Annotated in this window: 17 protein-coding genes; 15 read left to right on the top strand and 2 right to left on the bottom strand. The window is 71.2% G+C overall.

Annotated elements, in window-relative coordinates:
- Positions 1–33: 33 nt before the first annotated feature.
- The 7 genes from ABZ865_RS40725 to ABZ865_RS40695 all read left to right on the top strand — a co-directional run bounded on the left by ABZ865_RS40725 (position 34) and on the right by ABZ865_RS40695 (position 4,322).
- Complete coding sequence (locus ABZ865_RS40725; RefSeq protein ID WP_361242190.1) at positions 34–288, top strand: MoaD/ThiS family protein; 255 nt, start codon at positions 34–36, stop codon at positions 286–288.
- A 4-nt stretch (positions 289–292) separates the two neighbouring features.
- Positions 293–1,570 (top strand): hypothetical protein, encoded by a 1,278-nt coding sequence (locus ABZ865_RS40720; protein ID WP_361242188.1) that lies wholly within the window; start codon positions 293–295, stop codon positions 1,568–1,570.
- Positions 1,571–1,668: 98 nt separating this feature from the next.
- The gene (locus ABZ865_RS40715) at positions 1,669–2,364 is read left to right on the top strand and encodes a DUF2993 domain-containing protein (protein ID WP_361242185.1); all 696 of its coding nucleotides are present in this window, start codon (positions 1,669–1,671) and stop codon (positions 2,362–2,364) included.
- A gap of 212 nt (positions 2,365–2,576) precedes the next feature.
- Positions 2,577–2,657, top strand: coding sequence for an Ms5788A family Cys-rich leader peptide (locus ABZ865_RS40710; protein ID WP_350751515.1), 81 nt, complete (start codon positions 2,577–2,579; stop codon positions 2,655–2,657).
- 130 nt (positions 2,658–2,787) lie between these two features.
- Positions 2,788–3,633 carry a sulfurtransferase gene (locus ABZ865_RS40705; protein ID WP_361242182.1) on the top strand — a complete coding sequence of 282 codons (846 nt, stop codon included), beginning with the start codon at positions 2,788–2,790 and terminating at the stop codon, positions 3,631–3,633.
- Positions 3,634–3,677: 44 nt separating this feature from the next.
- Positions 3,678–3,965 carry a DUF1416 domain-containing protein gene (locus tag ABZ865_RS40700; protein WP_010351646.1) on the top strand — a complete coding sequence of 96 codons (288 nt, stop codon included), beginning with the start codon at positions 3,678–3,680 and terminating at the stop codon, positions 3,963–3,965.
- Positions 3,966–4,055: 90 nt separating this feature from the next.
- Positions 4,056–4,322, top strand: a complete 267-nt coding sequence (locus tag ABZ865_RS40695; protein ID WP_361242180.1) for a DUF3099 domain-containing protein — start codon at positions 4,056–4,058, stop codon at positions 4,320–4,322.
- Positions 4,323–4,362: 40 nt separating this feature from the next.
- Here the strand turns inward: ABZ865_RS40695 and ABZ865_RS40690 are convergent, their stop codons facing one another.
- Positions 4,363–4,725, bottom strand: a complete 363-nt coding sequence (locus ABZ865_RS40690) for a DsrE family protein (RefSeq protein WP_361242178.1) — start codon at positions 4,723–4,725, stop codon at positions 4,363–4,365.
- Positions 4,726–4,900: 175 nt separating this feature from the next.
- On the opposite strand from ABZ865_RS40690, the gene ABZ865_RS40685 reads away from it, so the two are divergent.
- The 6 genes from ABZ865_RS40685 to ABZ865_RS40660 all read left to right on the top strand — a co-directional run bounded on the left by ABZ865_RS40685 (position 4,901) and on the right by ABZ865_RS40660 (position 9,780).
- On the top strand, positions 4,901–5,734 hold the full coding sequence (locus ABZ865_RS40685; protein ID WP_361242176.1) for a hypothetical protein: 834 nt from the start codon (positions 4,901–4,903) through the stop codon (positions 5,732–5,734).
- Complete coding sequence (locus tag ABZ865_RS40680) at positions 5,731–6,603, top strand: hypothetical protein (protein ID WP_361242173.1); 873 nt, start codon at positions 5,731–5,733, stop codon at positions 6,601–6,603. Before ABZ865_RS40685 ends, ABZ865_RS40680 begins: the two co-directional genes overlap by 4 nt.
- Positions 6,600–7,514 carry a hypothetical protein gene (locus ABZ865_RS40675; RefSeq protein WP_361242170.1) on the top strand — a complete coding sequence of 305 codons (915 nt, stop codon included), beginning with the start codon at positions 6,600–6,602 and terminating at the stop codon, positions 7,512–7,514. The genes ABZ865_RS40680 and ABZ865_RS40675 overlap by 4 nt, the downstream gene beginning before the upstream one ends.
- A 232-nt stretch (positions 7,515–7,746) precedes the next feature.
- Entirely contained in the window at positions 7,747–8,322 is a 576-nt protein-coding gene (locus ABZ865_RS40670) for an FABP family protein (protein ID WP_361242167.1), read from the top strand.
- Between the two features lie 44 nt (positions 8,323–8,366).
- Positions 8,367–8,804, top strand: coding sequence for a transcriptional repressor (locus ABZ865_RS40665; RefSeq protein WP_361242165.1), 438 nt, complete (start codon positions 8,367–8,369; stop codon positions 8,802–8,804).
- A gap of 10 nt (positions 8,805–8,814) precedes the next feature.
- Complete coding sequence (locus ABZ865_RS40660; protein WP_361242162.1) at positions 8,815–9,780, top strand: folate-binding protein; 966 nt, start codon at positions 8,815–8,817, stop codon at positions 9,778–9,780.
- Positions 9,781–9,804: 24 nt separating this feature from the next.
- On the opposite strand, the gene dtd is transcribed toward ABZ865_RS40660, so the two are convergent.
- Complete coding sequence (gene dtd / locus ABZ865_RS40655) at positions 9,805–10,230, bottom strand: D-aminoacyl-tRNA deacylase (RefSeq protein ID WP_361242159.1); 426 nt, start codon at positions 10,228–10,230, stop codon at positions 9,805–9,807.
- A gap of 184 nt (positions 10,231–10,414) precedes the next feature.
- On the opposite strand from dtd, the gene ABZ865_RS40650 reads away from it, so the two are divergent.
- Positions 10,415–11,038 carry an aerial mycelium formation protein gene (locus ABZ865_RS40650; protein WP_361242156.1) on the top strand — a complete coding sequence of 208 codons (624 nt, stop codon included), beginning with the start codon at positions 10,415–10,417 and terminating at the stop codon, positions 11,036–11,038.
- 95 nt (positions 11,039–11,133) lie between these two features.
- A complete protein-coding gene (locus ABZ865_RS40645) occupies positions 11,134–12,372 on the top strand; it encodes a GNAT family N-acetyltransferase (protein WP_361242153.1) in 1,239 nt (412 codons plus the stop codon).
- The last annotated feature ends 121 nt before the right edge of the window (positions 12,373–12,493 follow it).

The following is a 12,493-nucleotide window of genomic DNA, read 5'->3' as shown; positions in this document are numbered from 1 at the left end:
CCGTCCTTCTCCCGCCGTCGATTGAGGAACCAGATGCCCAAGGTCACGGTCCGCTACTGGGCCGCTGCCAAGGCCGCGGCCGGCGTCGCCGAGGAGCCGTACGACGCGGCCACGCTCGCCGACGCGCTCGCCGCCGTGCGCGACCGACACCCCGGTGAGCTGACGCGCGTACTGCAGCGATGCTCGTTCCTCATCGACGGTGACCCCGTCGGAACCCGCGCGCATGAGACGGTACGGCTGGCCGAGGGCGGCACGGTCGAGGTGCTCCCGCCGTTCGCAGGAGGATGAGGCGATGAGCGACCAGCCGTATCAGGGCGGCCCGTACGAGGGCGGCTCCTACGAGGGCCCCGACCCGTACCAGCAGCAGGCCCCCCAGGCACCCGAAGCGTGGCCCGGCCGGCCGCAGCACCAGGGGTACGAGGGGTACGACCAGCAGCACACCCAGCAGTGGCAGGGCCAGACCTGGGAGACGCAGACGCACGCGTCGGTGCAGGCGCCCGCGGACCCGGCGTACATGCCGCCGCAGGAGGCGTACCAGCAGCAGCCGGCCGCGGAGTACGGCGGGCAGGCGCAGCAGGCGCAGTACGGACAGCAGGCGCAGCACGCGCAGCACGCGTACGGGGCGCCGACGCACGAGCAGCAGATGCCGCAGCCGCAGCCGCAGCAGATGCCGCAGCCGCAGTCACAGCCGCTGCCCCAGGCGCAACCGCACCCGGAGCCGACGCCGGCGTCTTCGACCGCGCCGGAATCCGCGTCCGGCGGCGACGAGGGGCCTGCCTACGGTCCCGCCACCGTCGCCGGCAACGCCCGGATCACCGACGCCCAGCGGGCGCGGCTGGAGGGGCGGTCGCCGATCATCGAGCCCGGCATGCAGCCGGCGCTGCTCACCGCGCTGCTCGGTCTGCTGCTCGCGGGCACGGCACAGATCGCCTCGTACGCGCTGGTGGTGGTGCCGCTGGTGCTGCTGCAGGCCGTGACGGCGGCGGGCTGGTTCCGGCTGAACGGCATGTGGCCCGCCCGGCAGGGCATCGCGCTGGCCTTCGCGGGCGGCCTCACCGCGGACGTGGCGGTGCTGGTCGCGGGCCGCGAGCACGCGCCCGCCGCGATCCTCGGCCCGCTCGGCATCTGGGTCCTGCTGGCCCTGGTGCTCCAGCTGCGCTCGCACGCCTCGCCGGACGAGCGGATGTACGGCCTGATGGCGACGGTCGCCTCCTCGGCGCTCGCGGTCGTGGCGACGGGATACCTGGGCGCCGACCCGGACGCGGTCTCGGTGGGGGCTGCTGCGGTCGCGGTGGCCGTCCTGGCGCGCGCGCTTCCGCTGCCGACCCCGGCCTCCGTCGTGGTCTCCCTGCTCGCCGCGGCGGGCGCGGGCATCGCGGTGGGCGGCATGACGGGTCTCGGCGCGGGCGGCTCCGCCCTGGGCGCGGCGGCCGGCGTCTGCGCGCTCATCGGACACCGGGTCGCGAGCTACGACTACCCCTCGAAGTTCGTCCACTTCACGGCCGGCGTGGCCCTTCCCCTGTCGGCGGCGGCGCCGGTGGTGTGGGTGCTCGGACGCGCCCTGGGCTAGGGCCTGTCACAGCTGATCCACAATTCCCCCTCGCCCAAGGGCCGCAGGGTTACCGTGGCGAGACTGACCGACATCGTCGACCCGGGGGAAGACACCACATGCGCGCCCTGCGAATAATCCTGATCCTCGTCGTGATCCTGGGCGGGCTCTTCGTGATCGCCGACCGGGTCGCCGTGTACTTCGCCGAGGGCGAGGCCGCCGACAAGCTCAAGGCGACGGAGAACCTCGCCTCGACGCCCGACGTGAACATCAAGGGCTTCCCCTTCCTCACCCAGATCGCCGGCGGCTCCCTGGACGACGTGGAGGTCGGCATCAAGAACTACGAGGCCGCCACCGGCACCGGGGGCAGGACGATCCGCATCGACGACCTCAAGGCCGACATGAAGGGCGTGGACTTCTCCGGCGACTACAGCTCCGCCACCGCCGACTCCGCAACCGGCACGGCGACGATCGCCTACGACCAGCTGCTGAACGCGGTCAAGAACGAGCCGGTCGTACTGCCCCTCGGCGCCACCGGCAAGGTGACCGGCCTCTCCTACGGTGGCAACGGCAAGGTCAGGGCCACGGTCGTGGTCGCTGGTGTGCCGCTCCCGGTGCTCGGCTCGGTCACGGCTCAGGGCGACACGGTGAAGGTGCATGCCGATGGGCTGCCGAGGTTCGGCAACCAGGCGATGGACGTGTCCCAGGTGAAGATCGACGAACTGCCCGGCGGTATCAAGCTCGACAAGGTGCAGGCCGCCCCGGACGGTGTGGAGATCAGCGTGAAGGGTTCGGACGTCAAGCTGGCCGGGTAGGTCTGGCCGGGTAGGAATGAGCGGGACGAGACGGCCGCCGTCCAAGGAGCGAGACGCCCTCGTCCGCACCGCAGATGCCAGGACCGCCTGAGCGCCCGGAGGCCCCGGAACCCGGCCCCGGGCGCTTTTTCTATCCCGCCATACGGACGATCGTGTCTCAGAATCCGACACGCCGGTGACACGCCCGCCCGGACGTCCCTACGATCGACCGCATGAAGCGACAGGCGGATCTCACGAAGCGGCGGGCAGTCGACCTGTGCCGCGTTGCCGCCATGCTCTGTCGCCCCTTCTGAGCGAAAGTCCCCGACTTCCGCATCTCACCCCCGCCCTGCTGGAAGGGCACCCGTGCGCCTCCGGACGAACCGGAGCCGTACCCGTACGCACTTTCACGCCCCGCCGCAACTGCCCCGGAGGAAGAAGAGCATGAGCCGCAGCGACGTCCTCGTAGACGCCGACTGGGTCGAGGCCCACCTGGACGACCCGAACATCGCGATCGTCGAGGTGGACGAGGACACGTCCGCCTACGAGAAGAACCACATCAAGAACGCGATCCGCATCGACTGGACCAAGGACCTGCAGGACCCGGTCCGCCGTGACTTCGTCGACCAGGACGGCTTCGAGAAGCTGCTGTCGAAGAAGGGCATCGCCAACGACACGCTGGTGATCCTCTACGGCGGCAACAACAACTGGTTCGCCTCCTACGCCTACTGGTACTTCAAGCTGTACGGCCACGAGAACGTCAAGCTCCTCGACGGCGGCCGCAAGAAGTGGGAGCTGGACGCCCGCGAGCTGGTCGACGGCTCCGACGTGCCCGAGCGCGCCGCGACCGACTACAAGGCCAAGCCGCAGGACACCTCCATCCGCGCCTTCCGCGACGAGGTCGTCGCCGCGATCGGCACGCAGAACCTGGTCGACGTCCGCTCGCCCGACGAGTTCTCCGGCAAGCTGCTCGCCCCGGCCCACCTCCCGCAGGAGCAGTCGCAGCGCCCCGGCCACGTCCCGAGCGCCCGCAACATCCCGTGGTCCAAGAACGCCAACGACGACGGCACCTTCAAGTCGGACGAGGAGCTGACGGCCCTCTACGCCGACGAGCAGGTGGACCTCGCCAAGGACACGATCGCCTACTGCCGCATCGGTGAGCGCTCGGCCCTGACCTGGTTCGTCCTGCACGAGCTGCTGGGCGTGGAGAACGTCAAGAACTACGACGGCTCCTGGACCGAGTACGGCTCCCTCGTCGGCGTGCCGATCGAGCTCGGCGCCAACAAGTAATCCCACCCGACCGACCTTCTGGTCAGACCCCTCTGGAGAAAGACATGTGTGGAGCGAAGGCCGGCGGCCCCGACGCCTCGACGATCAAGCCCGGTGAGACCACGATCCAGGGTCAGGTGACCCGGGACGGCGAGCCGGTGACCGGCTACGTCCGTCTGCTGGACTCGACCGGCGAGTTCACCGCGGAGGTCCCCACCTCCGCCACGGGACAGTTCCGCTTCTACGCGGCCGAGGGCACGTGGACCGTCCGCGCCCTCGTCCCCGGAGCCACCGCCGACCGCACGGTCGTCGCCCAGCAGGGCGGCCTCGCGGAGGTCGCGATCGCGGTCTGAGCAAGCTCAGCACCGTCGGAAGGGCCGCACCCCCCGGGTTGGACACCTGGGGTGCGGCCCTTCGGCCTTGCCCGGAACTACCCTGGACTCATGTACGCACGGCGGCGTCACATCTACTTCGCCATGATGGGGACCTGCCTCTTCCTCTTCGTCCTGGCCTGGGCCGTCGTGCGCATCTGGTCGATCCCGGCGGCGGTCGCGATGTGCGTGGTGGCCATGGTCATCCCGCCCGTGGCCGCGATGGTCGCCAACCGGCGGGGCCCCGAGGACCGCTGGTGGGACGACCCCTCCGGCGACCCGCAGTCCGACGAGTGGTGGGACGAACTGGACGGCAAGAAGAAGCCCCCGACCAGATAGGCCGGGCAGGGGGCGATCTTCTCGGTGAGGGGCGATCTCCTCAGTAGACGAGCGCCTGGGTGTCGTCCGCCAGGGCCTCCTGGACGAAGACCTGGGCGCCGGCGATCCGTACGCCGTCGAGGACGTCCTTCTCGGTGATCTCGCGGCGGGCCGCGCACTGCGTGCACAGGGTGATGCGGCCGGCCGCGAGGACCGAGTCGAGCAGGTCGGGCAGCGGGGCCGCGTGCGGCAGCTCGAACTCGGCGGCCCGGCCCGGCAGCGCGAACCAGGACGACTCACCGGTCAGCCACAGGGACACCTCGACCCCACTGGCCACGGCCACCGCCGCCACCGTGAACGCCTGCGAGCAGCGCTCGGGAGCATCCGCCCCAGCCGTCACCTTGATCACGAGCTTCTTCGCCATGCCGGAAGACTAATGCGCGTGCGGGTCACGTGCGGTGCCGGTCGGCGTTCGTCGGTGCGGTCGAGGGGGCGACATCAAGTCGTGACCGAACTCCCGTACAACCACGGGTGTTACCCGGGAGTCTTCGTGAAGCGCGCACACGGAATGCGCGCTTCACGCTTTGTGGGGGGACGTCTTGGAAGTACCCGAAAGGGCGGAAGAAGCGGAAGAGGAAGTCGGCGCGGTAGGGGCGATCGGCCCGGTCGAGGCGGCGGGAACGACCGCCGAGCCGGCGGAGACGGCCGAGTCGCCGAAGGACTCGGCGTCGCGTCCCCGGCGGCGGGGCCGCACGACGCTGATGATCGCCACGGCCGCCTTGCTCGGCGTCGTCGCGGGCGCCTGCACCGGCTACCTGATCCAGGCCGGGCGCGAGCCCACCAAGCTGCCCCCGCTCTCGCAGCCCGTCGTCGAACGGGCCAAGGGCGAGGTCGAGCCGCTGTCGGCCGCGCGGGACCGCCGGGTCAAGACCGACGGCGACCTGCGCAAGCTGCTCCTTCCGCGGCCCAAGGGAGCCCGCGACACGGAGTACGTGGTCGCCGACGGCTGGATGGACCTCGCCGCGTACGCGGACCGTTACGAGAACCCGGGCAACGCGTTCGACAACCTCGTCGACGACGAGTTCCGCCGCGCGGCCGCCACCTCGTGGCGGGTGGGCGACGCGAACGTCGAGATCTACCTCGTGCAGTTCCGGCAGGAGAGCAAGCCGGCGGCGTCGGAGTGGGCCGAGAGCGGCACCTACTGGGCCGAGCACGAGGGCGACTCCCGCAGCTGGCCCATCCCCGGCACCGGGGACGGGACGGCGTTCGTGCACGACAAACCCGAGCGGAAGGCGGGCTACCTCCCGCTGTACACGGCCGAGGCGTATGCCTGGCGCGGCGATGTCTGCATGGAGATCGTGATCTACGACAGCAAGCCGATACCCAAGGCGAAGATCATGGACCTGGCCGAGCGGCAGGTGGGACGGCTGTGAGCGAGACCCCTGCGACCCCCGAGACCCCCGCGACCCCCGAGACCCCCGAGATCATCGAGGGCGTCGTGGCCGAGCCTGTGGCCGAGTCCGGCGTCGGGAAGCGCGTCCGCGCGGCCCGTGCCGGTCGTATCGCCGCCGTGGCCGGCCCTCTGCTGCTCGCCGGTGCGCTGCTGGTCGGCGGCGTCGGCTACACCGTCCTGACCGTCCAGGACGCGGACCGCGACCCCGGCAGGCCCACGTGGAAGCTTCCGGCGGCCGCCGAGGACGACGAGAAGTCCGCGAAGGACGACGCGAAGTCCGGGCCGGGGCTGAGCGGTCTGCTCCTGCCGTTCGGAACCGACGACTCGCAGCGTGGGCCCGACGTCGCCGGCTTCGGCGCGGACGCCGAGCTCAGCGGGGCGCAGGCCACCGCCCTGCGCAAGGAGTCGCTCAAGAACCTGCACGGTCCCACACGCCGGGAGCTGGAGAAGCTGATCGACAAGCAGCGCATCCGGGGCATCGCGATGCGGAGCTATGTCTTCGGCCGGACCGACTACAACAACAGGGACATGATCACGATCGGCGTCACGTTGGAGCGCCTGGAGAACCGCACCGCCGTGCGCCGGATGGCGACCTCCTTCAACTCGTTCCTCGCCGGCACGGACGTCTTCCGCAAGGGCCCGGAGATCAAGGGCCACAAGGACGCGCGGTGCTTTCTGACGCCCAAGGGCGACGACGGCGACCTGGGCGGCGCGTTCTGCACCGCCTACGTCGGAGACGTGCTGGTCAGCGCCACGGCGGACGCACCGGACCCGATCGACGGGGCATACGTCACCAAGTTCTTCGCCGCACAACTCGACCGCATCGACGACCCGGGACAGGCCGTATGACCGACGAACCGCAGACGGCGACGGACACCTCCCAGCCTTCCGCCGAGGCGCCTGTCCCCCAGCCTTCCGCCGAGCCGCCGGTCCCCCAGCCTCCCGCCGAGCCGCCGGTCCCCCAGCCCTTCGCCGAGCAGCCCCCCGGCGCTCCCGCGAAAGACCGCCGGGTCCTTCGCGCCGTCCTCCGGTGGACCGCTGTCGTCACGGCGTTCGCCGCGCTCGGGGCGGGCACGGCGTACGGGATCGCGCGCATGGAGCGCACCGACGTGCCCGGTCTCGCCACCGAGTCGGACGGGCGCTGGGCGTACCCGGAGATCACCAGGCCGCCGCTGCCGTCCGGCAGCCCGGGCCCGTTCGACAAGGCGAACTGGGCCGAGTCCCACTCCGCGGACCTGCGCGCGCTGCTGCTGCCCGCGCCCGAGGGGGCGACGGACGACAAGCGACTGCGGGGCACGGACGGCTGGCTGGCCACGAAGGACTTTCTGGCGGTGTTCCAGGAGCGGAGCGACCGGGACGACGCGGGCCAGCTGCTCGTCGACTACGGGCTGCGGCACGTGGCGGCCCGCGGCTGGACCACCGAGGACGGCACCCACACCGGCATCTACCTGCTGCAGTTCGACACGGGAGCGGTGGCCGACACCGTCTACGGGAAGTTCACCGGGTACGACTCACCCGTGTTCGCCGCGCGCGGCGCCGCCGAGACCGAGTTCGACGACGCGTACCCGACCGCCGCCGACATCGAGGACGTCCAGCGCCAGGCCTACGACGAGGTGAAGCCGTACGGCGCCGAGCACGTCCGGCAGGCCTACGTCCGGGCCGGGGACGTCATCGCCGTGGTCGTCCAGTCCCGCAAGGGCACCACCGCGGCCGTCCCGTTCCAGCAGACCGTGGTCCTGCAGAGCGAGCTGCTCGGCTGACCTCGCCGCAAGGGCCCACCTCGCAGGGAGGGCCGGGCCCCGGCCGCGTAAGCTGGGGCCCGGCTCTGTCGTATGCCCACCCTCGCTCAAGGAGCACCCGTGGAGATCTTCTTCGAAACCCTGCTGGTCCTGGTCTGCGTCGGCGTCCTCGCCTTCGCCGGACTGGCCGTGAAGAAGCTGTACCAGGGCCAGCGCTGACCCCATTCAAGGAACACACCAGGAACGGCCGCTCATGATCGAGATCCCGTCAGACCTGCACAAGGACCTCGTCCCCCTCGCCTTTCTGCTGGGCAACTGGGTCGGCGCGGGTGTCCACGACTTCCCGGGCTCGGAGAAGTGCAACTTCGGGCAGGAGGTCTCCTTCACCCACGACGGCCGGGACTTCCTGGCGTACCACTCCCGCACCTGGGTGCTGGACAAGGACGGCAACCAGGTGCGCCCGCTCGAGTCGGAGTCGGGCTACTGGCGGATCGGCGCCGACCGCAAGCTCGAGGTCACGATGACCCGTGACGACGGCACGGTGGAGATCTGGTACGGCGAGATGGCCGACCAGAAGCCGCAGATCGACCTGGTCACGGACACGGTGGCGCGCATCGCCGCCTCCGGCCCCTACAGCGGCGGCAAGCGCCTGTACGGCTACGTCAAGGGCGACCTGATGTGGGTCGGCGAGAAGCAGACCCCCGACGTCGAGCTGCGCCCCTACATGTCGGCCCAGCTGAAGAAGGCCGTCACCCCGGAGGAGGTCGAGCGCTGGGCCAAGGCCCTCCCGGACGACCTGCCGGACGACGGGATCGCCTTCTTCAAGTAGGCCGGTCCAGGAGGCGTTCAAGCCGGGGGCTCTAGACTTTCAGTGTGGTGAGCACCGACTGGAAGAGCGACCTCAGGCAGCGCGGCTACCGGCTGACGCCGCAGCGCCAACTCGTGCTCGAAGCCGTGGACACCCTGGAGCACGCGACCCCCGACGCCATCCTCGGCGAAGTGCGGAAGACGGCGTCGGGGGTCAACATCTCCACCGTCTACCGGACGCTGGAGCTGCTGGAGGAACTGGGCCTGGTCAGCCACGCCCATCTCGGGCACGGTGCGCCGACCTACCACCTCGCCGACCGCCACCATCATCTGCACCTGGTGTGCCGCGACTGCGAGAACGTCATCGAGGCGGACGTCGACGTGGCCGCGGACTTCACGGCCAAGCTGCGGCAGCAGTTCGGTTTCGACACCGACATGAAGCACTTCGCGATCTTCGGTCGCTGCAAGGACTGTTCTCTGAAGAGTTCAACTACCACGTCGTAGGCTTACCGGTATGAAGAGCCCTCTGCTGTCCCTGCCCGGCGCCGTTCCCGCCGAGGGCGTGGACGAAGGCGTCGCCGCCCACTACGGCGATCTGTTCCGCGAGCAGCGCGCCCTCGCCGACGGCACCGGTTTCGTCGACCTCTCGCACCGCGGGGTCATCACCGTCTCCGGCGAGGACCGGCTGAGCTGGCTGCACCTGCTGCTCACCCAGCACGTCAGCGACCTGCCCCCGGGCGAGGCGACCGAGGCGCTGATCCTCTCCGCGCACGGGCACATCGAGCACGCCCTGTATCTGGTCGACGACGGTACGACCGTCTGGGCCCATGTGGAACCGGGCACCCAGGACGCGCTGGTCGCGTACCTGGAGTCGATGAAGTTCTTCTACCGTGTCGAGGTCGCCGACCGCACGGCCGACTTCGCGGTGGTCAGCCTGCCGGCCGGCTCGATCGCCGAGGTGCCGGAGGGCGTCGTCGTACGCGAGACGGCGTACGGCCGTGATCTCTTCCTGCCGCGCGCGGACCTGGAGTCCTTCGCCGCCGCGCACGGCCCTGCGGCCGGTCTGCTGGCCCACGAGGCGCTCCGTGTCGAGCACCACCGGCCCCGGCTCGGCTTCGAGACCGACCACCGCACCATCCCGCACGAGCTGGGCTGGATCGGCACGGCCGTCCATCTGCAGAAGGGCTGCTACCGCGGGCAGGAGACGGTCGCCCGCGTGCAGAACCTGGGCAAGCCGCCGCGCCGGCTGGTGTTCCTGCACCTGGACGGCAGCGACGTCCACCTGCCGGTGCACGGCACCGAGATCCGGGTCGCGGACGAGGGTCCCGACGGCCGCAAGATCGGCTTCGTGACGACGTCCGTGCGCCACCACGAGCTGGGCCCGATCGCCCTCGCCCTGGTCAAGCGGAACATCCCCCTCGACGCGCGGCTCCTGGCCGGAGAGACGGCGGCCGCGCAGGAGGTCGTGGTCCAGCCGTAGCTCTGCGAGGCCGCCGGCGGTCGCCTACATCTCCAGCAGGACCGTGAACGGGCCGTCGTTCGTGAAGGACACCCGCATCCGGGCGCCGAAGCGGCCCGTCGCCACGGTCGCGCCCAGGGCGCGGAGCTGGGCGACGACCTCGTCGACCAGGGGTTCGGCGACGTCGCCGGGGGCGGCCGCGTTCCAGGTGGGGCGGCGGCCCTTGCGGGCGTCGCCGTAGAGGGTGAACTGGCTGATGACGAGCAGCGGGGCGTCGATGTCGCTGCACGACTTCTCGTCGTGCAGCATCCGGATGGACCAGAGCTTGCGGGCCAGCTGGGCCGCCTTCTCCTTGGTGTCGTCGTGGGTCACCCCGACCAGGACGCACAGGCCCTCGCCCTCGATCGCCCCCACGGTCTCGCCATCCACGACCACACTGGCCCCGTCGACCCTCTGCACCACCGCACGCATGCGACCCATCATGCCGGTAGCCCGACGGGCGTCTCATGCCGGTGGCCCGAAGGGTGTTCACAGGGGGCTCTTTTTTGCTCCTTAACCGTCCATCTGGGGCCGTTCGGGGGCACTCGGTCACATAGCGGCCACTTGGGGTGGCACGATGCTGTCACACGCCGGTCGAGGGGACGGTCAGGAGCACATGAGCACACCGAGTACCAGCGGGCGGCCGGTCACGCACGGGCCGGTCACGCACGGGCCGGTCGCGTACCGGCCGCCCGCGCAGCGCGGCGACGGCGCGTCGGGCCCGACGCTGCCCGCCGAGCCGCCGGAGCACGACCTGACCCGGCTGAGCCTGCCCGAGCTGCGCGCCCTGCGCCGCGACGCCCAGCGCGACGAGGCGGACCTCAGCTATGTGCGGCGGCTGCTGCAGGGCCGGATCGACATCCTGCGCGCGGAGCTGGCCCGGCGCGGCCGGGCGGCCGTGCCGGCCCCGGCGGACGCCTCCGTCGTGGAGCGGCTCCCGGAGATCCTCACCGACGCCCCGGCCCGGCACCGCTCCTCGGCCCGCCATGTCACGCTCGGCACCCCGCACAACGAGGAGTACGGGCGGCTGGCCGCGGAGATGCTCGCCGAGGTCGAGCTGTCGGACCTGGAGGCGCGCACCGACCTGGAACTGAGCACCGCCATGGGCCGGCTGGTCCGCTACGAGCAGGAGATCTCCCGGCGCCGCCAGCGCCTGCAGCACACCGCCGACGACTGCAGCGGGGAGATCGCCCGCCGTTACCGGGTGGGCGAGGCACAGGTGGACGACCTGCTGAGCTGACGACGCCCCCCTGGCGTGAGGCCGGCGTGAGGCCGTCCCCGGGCCCGGGAAAAATGCGCGCGACACGGTGCGCGGTGCCCGCCTACCGTGGCCCCATGACCGACGTACGCACCGTGGCCGAGGCCGACTTCGAGGACTGGCAGCGGGCGCTGCGCACCGGGTTCCTGCATGAGCCGGTGGTGGCGCCCGAGTATCTGGAGGCCCGTCGTCGGCAGTTCGTGCCGGGCCGGCTGCTCGGTGCCTTCGACGGCGGCCGCTGCGTGGCCACCTTTCGTTCCTTCGCCCAGGAGATCACCGCGGTGGGCGGCGCGCCGGTGGCCGCCGACGCCATCTCCAACGTCACCGTCAGCCCCACCCACCGCCGCCGCGGTCTGCTCACCGACATGATGGGCCGGGACCTGGCGGCGGCGAAGGAGCGCGGTGACGTCGTCGCCACCCTGATCGCCGCCGAGTACCCGATCTACGGCCGCTACGGCTTCGGCCCGGCGACCTGGACGACCGAGTGGACCGTCGAGGTGCCCCGGGCCGGCCTCGACCCGCGCTGGTCCGGCCCCGAGGACGGCGGCCGGATCGATCTCGTGGACGCCGCGGACGTCCGCAAGCTCGGCCCCGAGCTGTACGAGCGGGTCCGCCGCGTCACGCCCGGTGCCGTCGACCGGGACGAGCTGTGGTGGCAGCTGAACACCGGTGCCGTCCGCTTCGGCCCGAACTGGACCGAGCCGTTCTACGCCGTCTACCGCAACGCCTCCGGCGAGGTCGAGGGCCTGGTGTCGTACAAGTCCGACGACACCTGGCACGGCAAGCAGCCGCACAACACCGCCGACGTCAACGGGCTGATCGCCGCGACCACGGCTGCCGAGCGCGCGCTGTGGCGCTATCTGTGCTCGATCGACTGGATCACCAAGGTCAAGAGCGGCTGGCGCGGTCCGGACGACCTGCTGCCGTTCTACCTTCCGGACCCGCGCGCCGCCCGGATCACCACGCACGCGGACTGGCTGTGGGTGCGGATCCTGGACGTCGTACGGGCCCTGGAGGCGCGGACGTACGAGGGGGCGGGCGCGCTGGTGCTGGAGGTCGTGGACCGGGCGGGACTGGCCGGGGGCCGGTTCCGGCTGGAGGCCTCGCCGGAGGGGGCGTCCTGCACGCCCGCAGCCGGTGCCGGTGCCGATCTCACGCTGCCGGTGGACGAGTTGGCCACGGTCTGGCTCGGGGACGGGTCCCTGGCGCGGCTCGCGGCGCTCGGGCGGGTCGAGGAAGCACGAGAGGGCGCCGCCCGGAAGGCCGACGCCCTGTTCCGTACCTCCGGGCGACCGTGGTGCCCGGACGTCTTCTGACCGCTTCCTGCGTCCTGCTCCCTGCTCCCTTCTCCCGGTGACCAGGCCGGCTGTTCATCTGTGCATCCGTAGCGAGCTGTTCAGTTGTCCCCGTCTTCAGTTGTGGCTGTGCTTCAACCGT

This window comes from Streptomyces sp. NPDC047085 (genome assembly GCF_040643735.1).
Lineage (GTDB): Bacteria > Actinomycetota > Actinomycetes > Streptomycetales > Streptomycetaceae > Streptomyces.
The sequence above is the reverse complement of the archived record's forward strand: the minus strand, read 5'-3'. Positions and strand labels throughout refer to the sequence as shown.

Coding starts and splice junctions, on each gene's coding strand:
- ABZ865_RS40725 (WP_361242190.1), top strand. CDS start 34: ATGCCCAAGGTCACGGTCCGCTACTGGGCCGCTGCCAAGGCCGCGGCC.
- ABZ865_RS40720 (WP_361242188.1), top strand. CDS start 293: ATGAGCGACCAGCCGTATCAGGGCGGCCCGTACGAGGGCGGCTCCTAC.
- ABZ865_RS40715 (WP_361242185.1), top strand. CDS start 1,669: ATGCGCGCCCTGCGAATAATCCTGATCCTCGTCGTGATCCTGGGCGGG.
- ABZ865_RS40710 (WP_350751515.1), top strand. CDS start 2,577: ATGAAGCGACAGGCGGATCTCACGAAGCGGCGGGCAGTCGACCTGTGC.
- ABZ865_RS40705 (WP_361242182.1), top strand. CDS start 2,788: ATGAGCCGCAGCGACGTCCTCGTAGACGCCGACTGGGTCGAGGCCCAC.
- ABZ865_RS40700 (WP_010351646.1), top strand. CDS start 3,678: ATGTGTGGAGCGAAGGCCGGCGGCCCCGACGCCTCGACGATCAAGCCC.
- ABZ865_RS40695 (WP_361242180.1), top strand. CDS start 4,056: ATGTACGCACGGCGGCGTCACATCTACTTCGCCATGATGGGGACCTGC.
- ABZ865_RS40690 (WP_361242178.1), bottom strand. CDS start 4,725: ATGGCGAAGAAGCTCGTGATCAAGGTGACGGCTGGGGCGGATGCTCCC.
- ABZ865_RS40675 (WP_361242170.1), top strand. CDS start 6,600: ATGACCGACGAACCGCAGACGGCGACGGACACCTCCCAGCCTTCCGCC.
- ABZ865_RS40670 (WP_361242167.1), top strand. CDS start 7,747: ATGATCGAGATCCCGTCAGACCTGCACAAGGACCTCGTCCCCCTCGCC.
- ABZ865_RS40660 (WP_361242162.1), top strand. CDS start 8,815: ATGAAGAGCCCTCTGCTGTCCCTGCCCGGCGCCGTTCCCGCCGAGGGC.
- dtd (WP_361242159.1), bottom strand. CDS start 10,230: ATGCGTGCGGTGGTGCAGAGGGTCGACGGGGCCAGTGTGGTCGTGGAT.
- ABZ865_RS40650 (WP_361242156.1), top strand. CDS start 10,415: ATGAGCACACCGAGTACCAGCGGGCGGCCGGTCACGCACGGGCCGGTC.
- ABZ865_RS40645 (WP_361242153.1), top strand. CDS start 11,134: ATGACCGACGTACGCACCGTGGCCGAGGCCGACTTCGAGGACTGGCAG.